Annotated in this window: 9 protein-coding genes; 3 read left to right on the forward strand and 6 right to left on the reverse strand. The window is 68.0% G+C overall.

Annotation, left to right across the window (positions count from 1 at the left end; translation table 11 throughout):
* Positions 1-2: 2 nt before the first annotated feature.
* The 3 genes from DBR10_RS13450 to DBR10_RS13460 are packed head-to-tail and all read right to left on the reverse strand — an operon-like array spanning position 3 to position 4,431.
* Positions 3-1,505 carry a tryptophan halogenase family protein gene (locus DBR10_RS13450; RefSeq protein ID WP_108503628.1) on the reverse strand — a complete coding sequence of 501 codons (1,503 nt, stop codon included), beginning with the start codon at positions 1,503-1,505 and terminating at the stop codon, positions 3-5.
* The gene (locus DBR10_RS13455; RefSeq protein WP_108503629.1) at positions 1,502-2,977 is read right to left on the reverse strand and encodes a tryptophan halogenase family protein; all 1,476 of its coding nucleotides are present in this window, start codon (positions 2,975-2,977) and stop codon (positions 1,502-1,504) included. The genes DBR10_RS13450 and DBR10_RS13455 overlap by 4 nt, the downstream gene beginning before the upstream one ends.
* Positions 2,974-4,431, reverse strand: a complete 1,458-nt coding sequence (locus DBR10_RS13460; protein ID WP_108556422.1) for a tryptophan halogenase family protein — start codon at positions 4,429-4,431, stop codon at positions 2,974-2,976. The genes DBR10_RS13455 and DBR10_RS13460 overlap by 4 nt, the downstream gene beginning before the upstream one ends.
* A 438-nt stretch (positions 4,432-4,869) precedes the next feature.
* Here DBR10_RS13460 and DBR10_RS13465 point away from each other — a divergent pair, with 438 nt between their 5' ends.
* The 3 genes from DBR10_RS13465 to DBR10_RS13475 all read left to right on the forward strand — a co-directional run bounded on the left by DBR10_RS13465 (position 4,870) and on the right by DBR10_RS13475 (position 11,169).
* Complete coding sequence (locus DBR10_RS13465; protein ID WP_108556420.1) at positions 4,870-8,067, forward strand: TonB-dependent receptor; 3,198 nt, start codon at positions 4,870-4,872, stop codon at positions 8,065-8,067.
* Positions 8,068-8,229: 162 nt separating this feature from the next.
* The gene (locus tag DBR10_RS13470) at positions 8,230-9,384 is read left to right on the forward strand and encodes an endo-1,4-beta-xylanase (RefSeq protein ID WP_108505940.1); all 1,155 of its coding nucleotides are present in this window, start codon (positions 8,230-8,232) and stop codon (positions 9,382-9,384) included.
* A gap of 111 nt (positions 9,385-9,495) precedes the next feature.
* Positions 9,496-11,169, forward strand: a complete 1,674-nt coding sequence (locus DBR10_RS13475) for a glycoside hydrolase family 43 protein (protein ID WP_108505941.1) — start codon at positions 9,496-9,498, stop codon at positions 11,167-11,169.
* Positions 11,170-11,199: 30 nt separating this feature from the next.
* Here the strand turns inward: DBR10_RS13475 and DBR10_RS13480 are convergent, their stop codons facing one another.
* From DBR10_RS13480 to DBR10_RS13495, 3 genes are all read right to left on the reverse strand, one after another.
* A complete protein-coding gene (locus DBR10_RS13480; RefSeq protein WP_108505942.1) occupies positions 11,200-12,750 on the reverse strand; it encodes a GH35 family beta-galactosidase in 1,551 nt (516 codons plus the stop codon).
* 122 nt (positions 12,751-12,872) lie between these two features.
* Positions 12,873-15,428 carry a TonB-dependent receptor gene (locus tag DBR10_RS13485; protein WP_158272242.1) on the reverse strand — a complete coding sequence of 852 codons (2,556 nt, stop codon included), beginning with the start codon at positions 15,426-15,428 and terminating at the stop codon, positions 12,873-12,875.
* Between the two features lie 95 nt (positions 15,429-15,523).
* The coding region (locus DBR10_RS13495) for an ATP-binding protein (RefSeq protein ID WP_108556423.1) at positions 15,524-17,310 on the reverse strand (1,787 nt) is incomplete at its 5' end.

Raw genomic sequence — 17,310 nt, forward strand, 5'->3', positions numbered from 1 at the left:
CTCTAGGCAGAAGCGGCGCAGTAACGCGCGATGAAGGCTTGGTGGCTGGGCAGGGCCTCGGCGGTCTGGCGCACCAGGGCGGCCAGACGCTGCATCTGGTCCTGGACCAGCTGGGCGTCGAGGCTGTCGACGAGCGGGTCGTAGCCGCGCGGCCGGATGTTCTGGCCCAGCATCACGGCCACCCAGCTGGGTTCGGCGAACAGGTCATAGTCCGACTGGAACAGGCGGCCGCGCGCGGCGAACAGGTCGATCTTGCGCTGCAGGCTCTCGGGGATGGCCATCTCGCGGGCCTGCTGCCAGTAGGGCTCGTCGCGCTCATTGGCCTTGAAATGCAGGATGATGAAGTCGCGGATCAGCTCGGTCTGCAGGATGGTCAGGCGGTTGTATTCGGCGGTCTCGACCGGATCGAATCCCCGGTCAGGGAACAGGGCCAGCAGTTTGGTGATGCCGGACTGGATCATGTGGATGCTGGTGCTCTCCAGCGGCTCGAGGAAGCCGGAGGCCAGGCCGATGGCCACGCAGTTCTTCACCCACATCTCCCGCCGCCGTCCGGCCTGGAACCGGATGAAGTTGGGCTCGCCCCTGGGCGGTCCGTCGAGCGTGGCGCGCAGGCGGGCCACGGCCGCGTCATCGCTCAGATGGGCCGAGGCATAGACATAGCCGTTGCCGGTGCGGTGCTGCAGCGGGATCCGCCAGCGCCATCCGGCGGTGTCGGCCGTGGCGCGGGTATAGGGCGTCAGGCCGTCGCCGGCCGTCTCGCACGGCATGGCGACCGCACGGTCATTGGGCAGCCAGTGGCTCCAGTCCTCATAGGGCGTGTCGAGGGCCTGATGGATCAGCAGGCCCCGGAAGCCCGAACAGTCGATGAAGAGGTCGGCCTCCAGCTCGCGCCCGTCGTCGAGCGTAACCGAGCGGATGAACCCGTCCTCGCCGCGCAGGCCGACATCCACCACCCGGCCCTCCAGCCTCTGCACCCCGCGCGCTTCGGCGAAGCTGCGCAGGAAGCGGGCATAGAGCCCGGCATCGAAATGGAAGGCGTATTTCAGGCTGGAGAGGACCTGGCCGGGGTCCTTGCTGGGCAGCATGAAGCGACCCAGCTTCGCTGCGGTGGCCGACAGGTTGAAGTCGTCGAGCGGTTGGGTCGAGCCCAGGCTCTGGGCCTTCAGCCACAGCTGGTGGAACTTGATCGCCTCGATATCGAGACCGAAACTGCCGAACGGATGCAGGTAGCGCGAGCCGGGCCGGGTCCAGTCGACGAACTCGATGGCCAGCTTGAAGCTGGCCTGCGTCGCCTTCATGAACGCGGCCTCGTCGATGCCGAGCAACTGGTTGAAAGTGGTGATCGGCGGGATGGTCGCCTCGCCGACCCCGACCGTGGCGATGGCGTCGCTCTCGACCAGAGTTACCTGCACGGACTTCAGGACCTTGCCCAGGGCGGCGGCCGTCATCCAGCCGGCCGTGCCGCCGCCGACGATCAGGACCTTGCGGATCGGGTTCAGGGTCATGGGGCCAGACCCGCCAAAGCCGCTGCATGGGTCGGCAGACTCTCTGCCGTCTGGCGGAAGATCAGGCGCATGCGCTCGAGCATGGCACGGGTCTTTTCCAGCGGCATCCGGTCCGCGAGCGGATCGTAGCGCCGGGGCAGCAGGCCGTGGCCGATCAGGGTGGCGATCCAGTGCGGCTCGAGGAAGGTCTCCTCGTCATACATCACGACTCGGCCACGGCTTTCGAACTGGGCGAGCCGATAGGCGAGGGGCTCGGGAACCGGTCCGTTGCGGCCAAGCGCCCAGAGGGCTCCATCGGTCCGCTGGCCGAGCCGGTAGTGGGTGATGGCCAGGTCGCGGACCCGCAGCAGGGTCTCCTCGCCGAGGCGGTTGTACTCCGCCGCCGCCACGGCGGCGTCGCCGGGGCGGGGGAACAGGGCGATCAGCCGGGTGACGCCGCTCTGCACCAGGTGCAGGTCGGCGGCGTCCATGGCCTCGACCACTCCGGCCGAAGTGCCGATGGCGACACAGTTGCCGGCCATGGACCGCGTCCGTCGCCCGTTGCGGAGGGGCGTGACCTCCGGGTCCGACAGACCGTGTTTCGGCAGGCCGGTGCGGGCCGCCTTCAGCGCGGTCTCGTCGTCGGTGAGGTCTTGGCGATAGGTGAGACCGCTTTCCACCCCGTCGCGGAGCGGGATGCGCCAGCGCCAGCCCTCGGCCGCCGCCTCGATCTCGGTCAGGGCCGGGGCATCGCGGCGAACCTCGGCCCGGAGCCTCAGGCTGCGGTTGGCCGGCAGCAGGGACGACCAGTCCTCGAAGGGCTCGGATCCGATCAGCCGGGCTTCGGCCCCCGTGCAGTCTACGAACAGGTCGGCCTCGATGCGCTCGCCGCCGGCCAGGATCACGGCCGCGATGTCGCCGGTCTCACGCCGCAGGACCTCGCCGACGGCCCCGTGCGACACCGCCACGCCCCGACGCGTGGCCAGGTCGCGCAGGACCGCCACATAGGCTCCGGCGTCCATGTGCAGGCCATAGGCCAGGGTGGCGAGCGGGGATCGCGGATCGCTGGCGGGCGGGCTGAAACGGCCCGAGCGGGCCATGACGGCGGCAAGATTGAAATCGTCCAGGGGCGGAGCGCCGCCCGCCTGCTGCAGGCGCGTCCAGTAGTGGTGAAAGCCGACCCCCTCGAGACTGGCCCCCAGCTCTCCGAAGGCGTTGCAGAAGCTGGTTCCCGGCGTCCATCCGCTGAAGCGCGTGCCCAGCTTGAAGGTGGCCTGCGTCGCGGCCATCAGCGCGGCTTCATCCAGGCCCAGCAGGGCATGGAAGCTGCGCAGCGACGGCAGGGTCGAGAGCGCGCCCCGGGGGCCCGGGCCGGTCTCCACCAGCCGCAGGCTGGCCCGGCCCCCGGTGGCCCGGGCCAGGCCGGCCGCCGTCATCCAGCCCTCCACGCCGCCGCCGATGATGGCCACCCGGCCGAGGGGCAGGGCGGTCATGCCGCCCCCCGGGCATCGCAGAAGCGGGCGATGTAGGCCTCGTGGGACGGCATGGCCTGGGCGGTGCGCGCCACGGCGGCCTGCAGTTCGCCCAGCAGACGGGCCGAGTCCTTCGGATCGATCGCGTCGGTCATCGGATCATAGCCCTGCGGCATGATGTTCTGACCCAGATAGACGGCCAGCCAGGACGGCTCGAGGAAGAAGCCGTCGCGATACTTCACGACCATGCCGCGTTCCCGGAACAGCGCCATCTTGTAGCTCAGGCTGTCGGGGATCGGGGCGGCGGCCTTGTCGCGCCAGAACGGCGAGTCGTCGCGCTGGGTGGCGTGATAGTGCAGGACCAGGAAGTCGCGGATCCGCTCGAACTCCAGGTCCATGACCCGGTTGTATTCGTCCTGGTCGGCCTGGGCGCAGCTCTGGTCGGGGAACATCTCCAGCAGGGTGGTGATCGCCACCTGGATGAGGTGGATGCTGGTGCTCTCAAGCGGCTCGAGGAAGCCCGAGGCCAGGCCGATGGCCACGCAGTTGCGGTTCCACTGCCTGCGGCGTCGCCCGGTTGTGAACCGCAGGAAGCGGGGATCGGCCTGGGGCCGGCCGTCCAGTTTTTCGAGCAGGACCTTTGCGGCCTCGTCGTCGCTGATATAGCCGCTGCAATAGACATAGCCGTTACCGACCCGGTGCTGCAGCGGGATGCGCCAGCGCCAGCCGGCCTCGTCGGAGGTCGCTCGGGTATAGGGTCCGGGCGGCTCGACGGCCTCGCACGGCACGGCCGCAGCGCGGTCGCAGGGCAGCCAGCGGGTCCAGTCCTCATAGCCCGTCTTCAGGGCCTGCTCGATCAGAAGTCCCCGGAAGCCGGAGCAGTCGATGAAGAGATCGCCCTCGATCCGCTCACCGCTTTCCAGCACGACGGCCTCGATGAACCCGTCCTCGCCGCGCAGGGTGACGTCCCGGATCCGGCCTTCGGTCCGGACCACGCCACGGGCCTCGGCATAGGTGCGCAGATAGGCGGCGTAGAGGCCGGCATCGAACTGGTAGGCGTAGGCGAAGGTCGAGGCCAGGGCGCGGGGATCGGGCGAGGGGGGCGCGAACCTGCCGGTCCGGGCCGCGATGATCGGCAGGCTGTAGGCCTCGAGGTCGGCGGCTTCACCCCGCTGTCGGGCGCGCAGCCAGTGATGGTGGAAAGCAACCCCGCCGATCGGCTGGCCGAACCCGCCGAAGGGGTGGATGTAGCTGTCGCCCTTGCGGCCCCAGTCGCGAAACTCGATGCCCAGCTTGAAGGTGGCCTGGGTCCTGCGCATGAAGTCCGCCTCGTCGAGGCCGAGCCGGGCATTGAAATGCCGGATATGGGGCACGGTGGCCTCACCGACCCCGACCGTTCCGATCTCGGCCGATTCGACCAGGGCAATGGATACACCCGAGTCGCCGAGGACCGCCGCCAGCCCCGCAGCCGTCATCCAGCCGGCGGTTCCCCCGCCGACGATGACGATCTTTCCGATCCGGGCTTTTCCGTCGTCGTCCCTGGCCACGTTTCCTACTCTCCCCCGTTCGTTCCCGGCTGTCTCTACACGGACAGGCTTTTCGAGCGAAATTGCGCAATTGCAGCGTTGTTATCTGTCCAAATCATCAGACCACAATGCGGGTTGTGAAGATGATTGTCAGACCAATGTGAACGCTCCCACGCTCCAATTGTACTATTTATCAGCGTTTTTTGGTCGTTTTTATCCGATAATTCGCCCGAATTGCCGCCTGTCCTTCCATCGCTACGTGACCGCCGTCGTGAAGGCAACGCTTGACGCGGGATCGATCCTCCATATGATCTGACCAATAATGGTCACGGTAACATGGCCAATGGTAGCGCTACCTACGCTGCTAAACTAGGGGAGGTGAATTCTATGGACTCAGTTCGTGGCCTGCGCGTCGAGCGCGGACGCTATTCCTTCATGTCTGGCCTGAAGCACGGGGCATCGGTCGTGGCCCTCGGCGCGGCGATGTTTGCCGTCCCGGCCTATGCCCAGACCCCCGCCAAGGCGGATGACAGCCAGATCGTTGACGAGGTCATCGTCACCAGCATCAAGCAGAGCCTCAAGAGCAGCCAGGCGCTGAAGCAGTCGTCGGAGATCATCGGCGACTCGATCACCGCCGAAGACATCGGCGCCCTGCCGGACCGTTCGGTGACCGAAGCCCTGCAGCGCGTGCCGGGCGTGTCGATCAACCGCTTCGCCGCCGGCGTCGATCCGGACCACTTCTCGGTCGAAGGTTCGGGCGTCGTGGTGCGCGGCCTGAACTTCGTGCGGTCCGAGCTGAACGGCCGCGACACCTTCTCGGCCAACAACGGCCGGATCCTGTCGTTTGCTGACGTCCCCTCGGAACTGATGGGCGGCGTTGACGTGTTCAAGAGCCCGTCGGCCGACATGATCGAAGGCGGCATTTCGGGCACTGTGAACCTGCGTACCCGCCTGCCGTTTGACACCAACAAGCGCATCCTGTCGCTCTCGGCCGAGGCCAGCTATGGCGACATGGTCAAGTCGTGGAAGCCGACCTATTCATTCCTGTACAGCGACCGCTTCGACACCAGCATCGGTGAGATCGGCCTGCTGGCCAGCTTCGTCAATTCCGAGCTCTCGACCCGCAGCGACGCCATCCAGGTCTCGAACTTCGGCTGCCGCACCAATCTTGGTGTGAGCACCGGCGACTGCGGCAACGGCACCAAGGGGGTCTGGTTCCCGCGCGGTGCGGCCTTCCGCTCCACCAACACCGAACGCGAGCGCCAGGGCACTGCGGCCGCGGTCCAGTGGAAGAGCAATGACGGCACCATGCAGGCCGCCTTCCAGTACCTGCGGTCGGAATCCAGCCAGTCCTGGACCGAGCATGCGATGGAAATCGCGACCGACAACGTCGCCAGCAACGGCGACTCGCGCGCCGCCGCCGGGACGACGTTCAGCTATGACGGCGACGGTGTCTTCACCAACGGCGTCATCACCGGCACCACCGGCTGGCGTTCGGACCAGTTCTCCGACCCGCGCACGCCGATCAACGGCCTGCAGTCGAACAACATCCGTCGTGACGTCGAGCAGACCTATCTGACCAGCGACTACGGCTTCAACTTCAAGTGGACGCCGAACGACAACTGGGGCTTCCAGTTCGATGCCCAGCATGTCGACTCCAAGGTCGACAATGTTGACGTCGGGATCTGGGCTTCAACCTTCCAGAACGCCGCCATCACCTTGAACGGCAGCGACCTGCCGACCGTTCTGTTCACCCTGCCGGGCAATGGCCTGTCGCCGACGCCCTGCGCGACCTTCAACAACAACTGCCCGTCCTATGCCCAGGGTACGCACAACACCCTCAGCGACCCGTACAACAGCTTCTGGCGCTCGGCGATGGACCACATCGAGCAGTCGGAAGGCACCGAGGACTCGCTGAAGGTCGACGTCGAATACAAGTTCAACGACGACACCTGGTTCGACTCCGTGAAGGCCGGCGTGCGCTGGTCCGAGCGTGACCAGACCACGCGCTTCTCGTCCTATAACTGGGGCGTGCTGAGCGAGATCTGGGGCAATAACGGTCCGGTCTGGCTGGACGACAAGGTCGACGGCATCGTCGGGGGCAACCTCGGCAGCAGCACCGCCGCCCAGGCCGAGCAGTGGGCCTTCGACAACTTCATGCGGGGCAAGACGCCGCTGCCGACCGGGATGGACCCGCGTCTGTTCTATGCCGGCAACGCCGCCAAGGACTATGCGACGCTGTCGGCCTTTGCGCTGAACGTCGGCGACGAATGGCAGGCCCGCAACGGCGCCAATGGCTGTCCGCAGCACTGGGTGCCGCTGGCCATGCGCTGTAATACGGTGGCCGGCACGCCGTTCCTCCCGCAGGAAATCAACCCGGTCAACGAGGTCAACAAGGCCGCCTATCTGATGACGCGCTTCAAGGGCGACATCGGTGCGGCCCGCGTCAGCGGCAATGTCGGCCTGCGCTATACCGAGACGACCCGCGAGGCCGAAGGCTTCCTGGCCTTCCCGAACACCAACTTCACGACAGACGCCCAGTGCGCCATCGTACCGGTGGGCCAGTCGCCGACCCCGTTCTGCCAGCTGGCACCGTCGGTGCGGGCTGCGGCGCGGGCCTGGGCCAACGGCGCGGTGACCCCGACGACGGCCAATGCCGACTTCAAGCACTGGCTGCCCAGCCTGAACGTCAAGGTCGTCATGCCCGGTGGCCTGCAGTACCGCTTCGGCGCGTCGAAGACCCTGGCTCCGCCGGATATCGGCCTGACCCGCAACTACTATAACCTGACGCTGAACACGAACGCCGACGGCATCACCAACGGCCAGCCCAGCGGCAACGTCACGGTCGGCAATCCCTATCTGAAGCCCACCCAGTCGACCAACCTGGACGCTTCGGTGGAATGGTATTTCGCCTCGGTCGGCTCGCTGACCTTCGCGACCTTCTACAAGGAACTGACCGACGTCGCGACCAACACGACCCGGCGCGTGCCGTTCACCAACAACGGCGCGACCTTCGATGTCGTGACCACCACGCCGGGCAACTCCGACAAGAAGGCCAAGGTCAAGGGCTTCGAAATCGGCTACCAGCAGTTCTACGACTTCCTGCCCAAGCCGCTGGACGGCTTCGGCATCAATGCCAACTACAGCTACATCGTCAGCAACGGCGTGCCGCAAAGCACCCTGTCGGCGACCGATCCCGACGTGGCCGCCGGCCGTGTTGCGACGGTCGACACCAGCAAGCTGCCGCTGCAGGGTCTGTCCAAGCACAATGCCAACTTTGCGGCCATCTATGAGAAGGGCCCGATCTCGGCCCGTCTGGCCTACAACTGGCGCTCGGACTTCCTGCTGACCGTCCGCGACGTGATCGTGCCCTATGCCCCGATCATGAACGAGGCCACCGGCCAGCTGGACGGCTCGTTCTTCTACACCGTCAATCCGAAGGTGAAGATCGGCGTCCAGGGCGTGAACCTGCTGAACGAAACCACCAAGACGACCCAGGTCCTCAACAGCAGCCTGCTGAAGACCGGCCGCTCCTGGTTCATGAACGACCGCCGCTACACCTTCGTGGTGCGCGCGAGCTTCTAGGTTCGGATGGTCTGCACCGGGTCGGGCCTCCCGCGCCCCGGTGCAGACAGCCGAAAAGCGGACCTTTCCCTCCAGGAGGCCCGCAATAATGTGACGCGTCCCCCTCCGCGCATCGCCCCAACGGTGCGCGGAAACTTTTTTCGCCTGCAGACGGTGACCGCTATGACCAATTCCCTGATTTCGCGTCGTGGGGCCCTGGGCCTGGGAGCGGCTTCGGCGGCCCTGGCCGCAGCGCCGGTCTTCGCCGCCGAAGCGCCTGCCTCGCCGTCCCTGGCCAAACTGGCGCGCGAGAAGGGTCTGTGGTTCGGCAGCGCCGTAGGGGCCGGACCGCCGGGTGCGATCACCGGCTCGTTCGAGGATCCCCGCTACCGCGCCCTGCTGGCGCAGGAGTGCGGCGTGCTGGTCCCCGAGAACGAGCTGAAGTGGTATGTGATCCGGGCGGCCGGACCCCAGGTGTTTGACTTCTCGCGGGCCGATCGCATTGCCGCCTTCGCCAAGGCCAACGGCCAGGCCCTGCGCGGCCACACCCTGCTGTGGCATCATCCGCAGTGGTTCCCGGGCTGGATCAAGACCCACGACTTCGGGCCCCAGCCCAAGGCCGCCGCCGAGGCCATGCTGGTCGAGCACATCAACCGGCTCTGCCAGCACTATCCGCAGATGATCTCGTGGGACGTGGTCAACGAGACGGTCGATCCGGCGGACGGCGCGATCCGCAAGACGGTCTTTTCCGACATTCTGGGCCAGCACGAGACCCTCGACCTGGCCTTCCACACGGCCCGGGCCGCAGCGCCCAGGGCCCGCCTTGTCTATAACGACTATATGAGCTGGGAAGTCGGCAACGAGAAGCACCGCTATGGCGTGCTCAAGCTGCTGGAAGGCTTCCGCAAGCGCGGAACGCCCGTCGATGCCCTGGGTGTCCAGAGCCATATCGGGGCCGAGAACGCCGACACCTTCACCGGTTTTGGCCGGCCGCAGGAAAAGGAATGGCGGGCCTTCATCGATGAGGCGACCGGCATGGGCTATGACCTGCTGATCACCGAGTTCGACGTGCACGACAAGGGCCTGCCGCTCGACTTCGCGGCCCGCGACGCGGCCGTGGCTGCCTATGGCAAGGCCTATCTCGACCTGATGCTGTCCTACCGCCAGACCAAGGAGGTTCTGGCCTGGGGCATGGTCGACAAGTACTCCTGGCTGCAGGACCAGTGGCTGCGCGAAGACAAGAAGCCCAAACGCCCGACCCTCTATGACGACGCCTGTCAGCCCAAGCTCCTGCGCGAGGCGGCGGCGGCGGCGTTCAGGGCCGCGCCCTCACGGTAATTGCCGCAGCGTGCCACCTCCCCGTTGCAGGAGGGGGCGAGATCAGGCTTCCCGCCCATGCGGAGCGGAGGAGGGCGCGTTGCGGCCAAGACGAATTCGTGGAGTAAGCCGATGATCCACCCGACCCTGACCGCGCTCGCCCTGGCCCTCTCGGCCAGCCTGGCGACCGCCGCGCCCGCGCCGAACACGGCCACCTTCACGAAGTTCAGCTATGCCGGTGCCGATCCCGTCGACGCCCGGTTCACGGCCGCGCCGGACCAGTACCGCAACCCCATCCTCAACGGCTTCTATCCCGATCCCAGCGTCACGCGGGTGGGCGACGACTACTATCTGGTCAATTCGACCTTTGCCTACTTCCCCGGCATCCCGGTCTGGCATTCCACCGACCTTGTCCACTGGGAGCAGATCGGCAACGCCATCGACCGCCCCGGCATGCTGGATTTCAAGCGCCTGGGCGTCTCGCGCGCCGTGTTCGCCCCGACCATCGAAGAGCACGAGGGGACGTTCTACATCCTCAACACCTGCGTCGACTGCCAGGGCAATTTCCTGATTACGGCCAGGGACCCCAGGGGCCCGTGGTCGGATCCGGTTTGGCTGCCCACCGTGGGTGGCATCGACGCCTCGATCTTTTTCGACGACGACGGCCGGGCCTGGATCCTCAACAATGATGAGCCGCCCGGCCGGCCGGAGTACCAGGGCCATCGGGCCATCTGGATCCAGGAATATGATCCCAAGGCCCGGACGATCATCGGCCCGCGCACCCTGCTGCTGGACAAGGGCGTCGATCCCTCGACCAAGCCGATCTGGCCCGAGGGGCCGCACATCCTCAAAAAGGACGGCTGGTACTATCTGACCGCTGCCGAGGGCGGTACGGCCGAGGGGCACAGCCAGGTCGTGCTGCGGTCCAGGACCGTGCTGGGGCCTTATGTTCCGTACGGCGACAATCCGATCCTGACCCAGCGCGGTCTGCCCAGGGACCGTCCACTGCCGATCACCTCGGCGGGTCACGCCGACCTTGTCGACACGCCGGACGGCCAGTGGTGGGCCACCTTCCTGGCCGTGCGGCCCTATGGCGATGATCTCTACAATACCGGTCGCGAAACCTTCCTGCTGCCGGTCGAGTGGAAAGACGGCTGGCCGGTGATCCTGCCGAACGGCCAGACCATCCCCTATCTGGCCCCGGCACCCAGGCTGCCGGCGCCCAGGGTCATGCCGCCGCCGACCGCCGGAGCCTTCACGGCGGTGGAGACGTTCACGGGTCCTGACCTGCCGCTCAATTGGATGACCCTGCGCATCCCTGCCGAGCGCTGGTGGAGTGTCGGCCACGGTGCCCTGACCCTGAAAGCCCGCCCCGATAAGCTGACCCAGCAGCCCTCGTTCTGGGGCCGCCGCCAGCAGCACACCAACGCCACCGCCCAGGTGACCGTCGACTTCACGCCCGGGGCAGACGGCGATCGCGCGGGCCTGACGGCCCTGCAGAGCGACGAGGTCTTCTATTTCGCCGGCGTCGTCGGCAAGGGCGGCCAGCGGGTAGTGCGGCTGGAGCGCCGGGCCGGGGCGAATGATCCGGTCGACGGTGTCGTGGTGGCCGAGGTCCCGCTGCCGGCGAGCGGCCCGGTGGATCTGAAGATCACCGCCCGCACCGGGCAGTACGACTTCGCCTATGCCCTAAAGCCGGGGGCCTGGACGGTTCTGAAAGCCGGGGCGGATGGGGAGATGCTGTCGACCAGGAAGGCCGGAGGCTTTGTCGGGGTGATGTTCGGCGTCTATGCCAACGGCAGGTGAGACCCCCTCCCCATCAAGGGGGAAGGGAGATCAATACCGATAGAGCTTCACCCGCTGGACCTGAAAGCGACCGGGTTCCAGCCGGACGTGGCGCCCCTGATGGGTCTCGTCGCCGTTCAGCCAGCGGCCTTCGATCCAGCGCTCGCCGTCGAACCGGCCCTCGGTGACCTTCTCGAGGCCCACGCCCTCGCCGAAGGTCAGGGTGACACCGGACCCGGCCACCAGGAACTCGTCCGGCGACAGCCGGATCAGCAGGCCGCCGTGCGCCGCGTAGGTCTGTTTGTCCCTGGGGGTCCAGGGATCGACGAAGCTGACCTTTACGGTCCAGTCGCCAAGTGTCAGGGTCTGGGGAGACTCGTCGACCTTGCCGTCGAAGCTGACCGGCGGGCGGAAGCCGCGCATCGTACCCCGGCCCTGATGGGCCAGGAGGGTCGGTGTCAGCTGGCGCAGCAGCCCATAGGCCCCGGCCAGCGGATTGCGCGCCGGGTCCTCGACATTTTCGATGGAGAACGGCGAGAAGCCGATCGCGTCATGCTGGCCGAAGGCCCAGAAGGCGTTGGCCGGGGCCTCGACCTTGCCCGCCCGATCGGCCTCGGGGATGAACAGCGGATTGCCCGGCCGGTCGTACTGCGCGGCCCAGTGGGTGAAGTCGGGATAGTAGATGTCGGGGGCCTGGAACACTGACGGCGCTGCGGTCTTCCAGATCTCATAGAGGTGGGGCAGGGGCCCGGCGCTGGGATAGCCGCCCGGCGCGACGCCCGGCTTGTTGAGCGCGGCATTGACATACATCGGCAGCGGATAGGCCTTCCGGCCGGCCGAGGCGACGGTCTCGACAAAGCGCCCGAAGGCCCAGGCCTGCCAGAGCTCGTCGGTGGCGTCGCCCTTGCCGAACACCTGCTCCCAGGAGCCCGGGCCGGTCTTGCCGAGGGCCTTGAGCACGGCCGCAGGGACCGGCTTGCGGAACTCGGCCTCGGCGACGGGGCTGTGATCGCGGGCCGATGGCAGCATGCCGATCTCGTTCTCGACCTGGACCATCAGCACCGTGCGCTGCACGCCGTCGACGGCCTTCAGGTGGCCCATCAGGGCGGCGAAGGCCCGGGCATCGGCGGCCATGGTGGCCGGGGCGACGGGCGAGAGGATCTCCTGCACCCGGCCTTCGGCCGACCGGGCCAGCGGAAGCCGCGTGCCGTCACGCTTCACCCAGGCGGGGACATAGGTCGACATGCTGTTCTTCCAGCTGCCGAACCACAGCAGAACCAGCCGCATGTCGTGGGCGCGGGCCTGCTGGATCACCCCGTCGATCACCGTGAAGTCGAACTGGCCCTCGACCGGCTCGATCTGGTCCCATTCAACCGGGGCCAGCACGGTATTGAGGCCGAGCGCCTTCAGGGTCGGCCACTGCCGGTCGAGATAGGGCAGGCTGGAGGCGGTGGAATTGCCCAGCTCGCCGCCCAGGATCAGGAAGGGTTTGCCGTCGACCTGCAGCTGGGTCGCATCGCCCTGGCGGGTCAGGCGCGGAATCTCTTCGCTCCGCGCCGGGGTGAGCAGCAGGGCGGACAGCGCCAGGGCGCCGAGGGTCATTGTCGCGATACGCATCATTGGTCAGATGACATCATGATGCTGGTAAGATCAATATCAATGATAGCGGTCCCATCGGCTCTCCATCCTGCGCGGACATGGAGAGCCGATGGCGCTCATGGGCTCTAGCCGGCCGGGCGGGCCGCTGTCGTCGGAGGGCGTGCCGGGAAGGTGAAGAACACCTTGCGGAAGCTGAGCCGGACCGTCCGTCCGCGCGGGTCAAGATAGTCTTCCTGATAGGTGATCGGGGTCGAGCCGTCAGCGGCCCGAACCTTCTGTTTGGCGTCGAACAGGTTGTCGATCGAGGCGCTGACCCGGGCCCCGCGCCAGAAGGGGTTGGCCCGAAGGGCCGGCTGCAGGCCCAGATCCGCAAACAGGCGAAGATTGACGGTCGTGAGGCCCGAATAGGTCAGGTCCTGCGAGCCGCTGGCGCCGCTGCCGCGCACCGAGGTGCCTTCCTGCCAGCGCGCGTTCAGCGCAGTGCCCAGGCCGTTGCGCGAGAAGTTGGCCTGCAGGTCGACCTGATTCTTGGCGGTGCCGCCGCTCGAGCCGACGGCCGCGCCGTCCAGCAGGTCCAGCTTGGCCAAGCCCGGCCGGATGGTGATTTCGTCGCGGAACTTGACCGTGTGGTAGAGCCCGATCTGCAGGACGGTGCCGCCGGGCGGCCCTCCGAAACCCCGACCGCCGAACCCGCCGGGCGGGCCGCCGAAGCCGCCGCCCGGGAAGCCGCCGCCGCCAAAGCCCTGGCCACCCGGGGGCGCTTCGGGCGGTGGCATGCCCGGAATGGCCGAGGCGGCGCTCTGGCCGGGCTGGCCGACCTGGTCCGGGCGTGAGGCCTGGCCGCCGGCCGGTGCCGTCGCGCCCTGGCCGGCCTGGGACGGGCGGCCCTGACCCTGACCCGCGGCTGCGGGCGGGGCGAAGGACTTGCGGAAGGTAAAGCCCGTCCGCAGTTCCTCGGTGTCGCGCCGGTCAAAATTGACGGGGCGGCTGTCGACCTGGATCAGGTTACCACCGGCGTCGCGGATGAAGCGGTCGGGGAAGGCGGCCTCGATCTGGCTGGTCCCGGTCGGGAAGCTCGAGATCAGGTCGCTGGTCCGCGAGTCGATATAGTTCGACGACAGGGTCCAGTCGTTGTTCGGCTTGAGGTTCAGGCCCAGCTTGAAGACCCGGCCTTCCTGTTCCTTGAGGGCCGCATTGCCGCCGCTCAGCTGCGAGACGACGGCGGCGGTCCCGCGCTTGAAGTCATAGACCTGGACGCCGGGGGTAAGCTGCTCGGGATCGCCGATCTGCGACAGGGTGGGGGCGCCCTCGTCACGGCTGACCGAGGCGATCAGCCGGATCTTGCTGTTGGGACCCCAGTTCAGGCCGTAGCCGAGGCTGGTCAGGCTGCCGAAGTCGGACAGCTGCTCACTGGAGAGGTTGAAGTTCGCCGACAGGTCGCCGAGGAACGGCAGGACATCATTGCGGACGCTGGTCAGCGGCACGTCGAGGTTCAGGCGCAGCTTGCCGGAGTCGCGCGACAGGCTGGCCGACCGGGCCACGCCGGCCCGCTGGGAGTCGCTGTCCAGCTTCAGGGTTTCCAGCTCGCCGGTCACCGTGGTCGAGACCCCGCCGGCCGGAATGCGCAGCAGGGTGCCGTTGAGGTCCAACTGGGTGTCGGCCGAGGTGGTCACCGACTTGGAGCGGTCGCGATAGCCGAGGCCGGAGATCAGGCGCTCGGTCGTGCTGTCCGAGGTGGCCTGTTCGGCATTGGCCGTCGCCGTCCAGCGCCAGCCCTTGATGGCCCCGGCCATGCCGCCGCCGAGGTGGCCGGTCAGGGTGCTCGAGTCGCGTTGCAGGGCTCTGCCGGCCAGGGTGTTGCGCCCGATCCAGCTGTTGGTGTCGCTGGCTTCCAGGCTGGCATTGACCGTCCCCGAGACGCCGTTGCCGAGCGGGCGCGAGAGCACCAGGTTCAGGTCGCCGGTCGTCTTGCCGGGCGCCAGGGTCCGGAAGCTCGCATCGCTGCGCGGCTGGGCCAGGTCGCGGTCGGTCTCCAGCAGCCGGTTCTGGCTGGTGAACTTGCCGTCCATCAGGATCCGGCTGTCGCCCTGGATGCGCAGCAGGTTGGCCCGCAGGTCGACGATGTCGCCGCCGCCTTCATCCGTGGAGGCCTTGTAGGCCCCCTCGAAGGTCTTGGCGTTGAAACGGCGGCGCAGGACCAGGTTCACCACCCGCTGGGTGGCGCTGTAGCCGTATTTCAGGGCCACTTCCTCGGGCAGGATATCCACCCGGGCGATGGCCTCGGTGGGAATGTCGCGCACCTCGGCGAAGTTCGAGATCCGGGCCCCATTGACCAGGATCACCGGCCGGCCACCGGCCGCGCCACCGCGTCCGGTCGAGGTCTGGGGTTCCAGGGCGCTGATCAGCTCCGAGACGCTGGACACGCCATAGGCCCGGATGTCGCGCGGGGTCAGCTGCATTTCAGGCGGAATGTCACCGACCACCGCGCCGGGCTGCTGGCGATTGGCGGTAACGGTGACGGCGTCGACCTCGGTCTCCTCGTCCTGGACGACGGGCGCGGCGCGGGTCTGCTGGGACAGGGCCGGGCTGGCCAGCAGCAGGGCCGAAACGCCGAGCATCAGGGCCAGGCGCAGGCCGGGGGCCGGGTTCCCTGTCGAGACCAGGGTCAATGTCGTCTGCAAGTCCAACTCTCCACGCGGTCAACGCTACAAAACCGCCGCCCTTCTGGTTGACGAATGTTGCGAGCACATTTCGAGCTAACGCATGTCTGTTGCGGTCAGGTCACAGCCGCCGGGCGAACGACGGTTCTGGGGGCTGGCGCGCGCCCCGCCATCGGCAGGCGGACCTCGGCGACGAGGCCGGTCTGGCCCCGGCGAAGGCGGATGTCGCCGCCGTGGGCCCGGACGGTCGAGCGCGAGACCGACAGGCCCAGCCCCACACCCTGCCGACCCGAGTTTCGCGCCTCGGCGCTGCGGTAGAACGGCAGGAATACCCGGTCGAGATCGAAATCGGCCAGGCCCGGGCCGTGATCGCTGATCTCGGCAACGATCTCGTTGTGCTCCGGGAACAGGCGCACCTTGGCCCGGACTCCGTACTTGATCGCGTTGTCGATCAGATTGGCGAACACGCGCTGGATGCCCAGGACATCGACCTCGACCTCGGCCGGTCCGCCGGGCTCCAGACGGACCTCGGCCCCGATCACCCCCGCGTCGTCGACGGCGCATTCGATGATCGAGCGCAGGTCGACCCGCTGTCGCTGGCCCGGTTCAGCATTGTCGCGCATGAAGGTCAGGACCGAGGTGATCATGGCCTCCATCTGATCCAGGTCACGGGCCATCTCCCGGCGCAGGGTCGGTGAGGCCCGCTCGATGCGGAACCGCAACCGCGCCAGCGGGGTGCGCAGGTCATGCGAGATGGCGCCGATCATGCCGGTGCGATCCTCGACATAGCGTCGCAGCCGGGCCTGCATCTGGTTGAAGGCCCGGGCGGCCTGGCCGAGTTCGGCGGGGCCTTCCAGCACCAGGCTCTCGGCCGTGGGCCGGCGGCCCAGGCGCTCGGCGGCGACTGCGAAGTCGGTCAGGGGACGGGCCAGGCGACGGGCAAAGATCCAGCCCAGCGGCGCAACGATGGCGAACGAGATGGCAAACCACAGCATGACCCGCTTCTGCCAGGCATTGGGAAAGCCTTCCGGCTGGGTCCGAAGGGTCACCCAGCGGTTCGGGGCCACGCGATAGGCGGCGATGAAGTCGCCCTCGATATAGGGGGCTGGTGCGATACCGAAGAGGCCCCGCGCCTCCGGCACGGCGACGGTTCGACCCGGCTCGGCCTGCGGGGCGGCGGCGGTGACGGCCCGGGCGGCTCCCACGACGGGGACACGGGTGACCGTCGGCTCTGGGGCCGGCACGACCAGGGCGACGAGGGGGACAGGCGTCTGCACCTGCCGGGTCTCGCGGGTCAGGACCGGTTCGGGGCGGGGCGTCGGCTCCAAGATCCGGCTATCGGTCTGGGCTGGCGGCGTGAAAGCGGTCCGGACGACGGTCAGACCTGTCGACGGCCGCTGGCCCTCATAGGCCCGGGGCCTTGGTCCCGCGCTGAGGGGCAGGGGCAGGGGTCCCTGGCCATCGGGCAGCGGTCCAAAGGCCTGCGGCGCGAGGGAGACCGGCGGGCTGGATACGGCGGTTCCGCCGGCGGCGAACAGGCCCGGCATGGGCATCATCATGGGCGGACGCGCGGCTGGGGTCGGACCTGTCCTCCGGCCGCCGGCCGGACCTGCACCAGCCGGGGTTGAACCGGTCGGCGGAGCGAACCCGGCGCTGCCCGGACCGGCTGGCGGGAAGTGCGAAGCCCAGACCGGCCCGCGTCCGGGGCTGCCGGGGCCGATGGGCGGGGCGATCCGGTTGCCGAAGGGCTGGGCGCCGGAGCCCGCCATGCCGTTCATCGGAAAGCCCTGACCGGTTCCGGGAGCGGGCAGCATGGCCGGGACAGGTCCTCCAACGGGCAAGCCCCCCGGCAAGCCCGGCATCGGCAGGGCGGCCCCCGCCGGCGGGCGGGCCTCTGCGGCCG

Source organism: Caulobacter sp. HMWF025, from assembly GCF_003060965.1.
In the GTDB taxonomy this organism is placed as follows: domain Bacteria; phylum Pseudomonadota; class Alphaproteobacteria; order Caulobacterales; family Caulobacteraceae; genus Caulobacter.

Bases quoted from the DNA above. Each gene is read 5' to 3' on its own strand.
- DBR10_RS13450 (WP_108503628.1), bottom strand. From the start codon at position 1,505: ATGACCCTGAACCCGATCCGCAAGGTCCTGATCGTCGGCGGCGGCACG.
- DBR10_RS13455 (WP_108503629.1), bottom strand. From the start codon at position 2,977: ATGACCGCCCTGCCCCTCGGCCGGGTGGCCATCATCGGCGGCGGCGTG.
- DBR10_RS13460 (WP_108556422.1), bottom strand. From the start codon at position 4,431: ATGACGGCTGCGGGGCTGGCGGCGGTCCTCGGCGACTCGGGTGTATCC.
- DBR10_RS13465 (WP_108556420.1), top strand. From the start codon at position 4,870: ATGGACTCAGTTCGTGGCCTGCGCGTCGAGCGCGGACGCTATTCCTTC.
- DBR10_RS13470 (WP_108505940.1), top strand. From the start codon at position 8,230: ATGACCAATTCCCTGATTTCGCGTCGTGGGGCCCTGGGCCTGGGAGCG.
- DBR10_RS13475 (WP_108505941.1), top strand. From the start codon at position 9,496: ATGATCCACCCGACCCTGACCGCGCTCGCCCTGGCCCTCTCGGCCAGC.
- DBR10_RS13480 (WP_108505942.1), bottom strand. From the start codon at position 12,750: ATGACCCTCGGCGCCCTGGCGCTGTCCGCCCTGCTGCTCACCCCGGCG.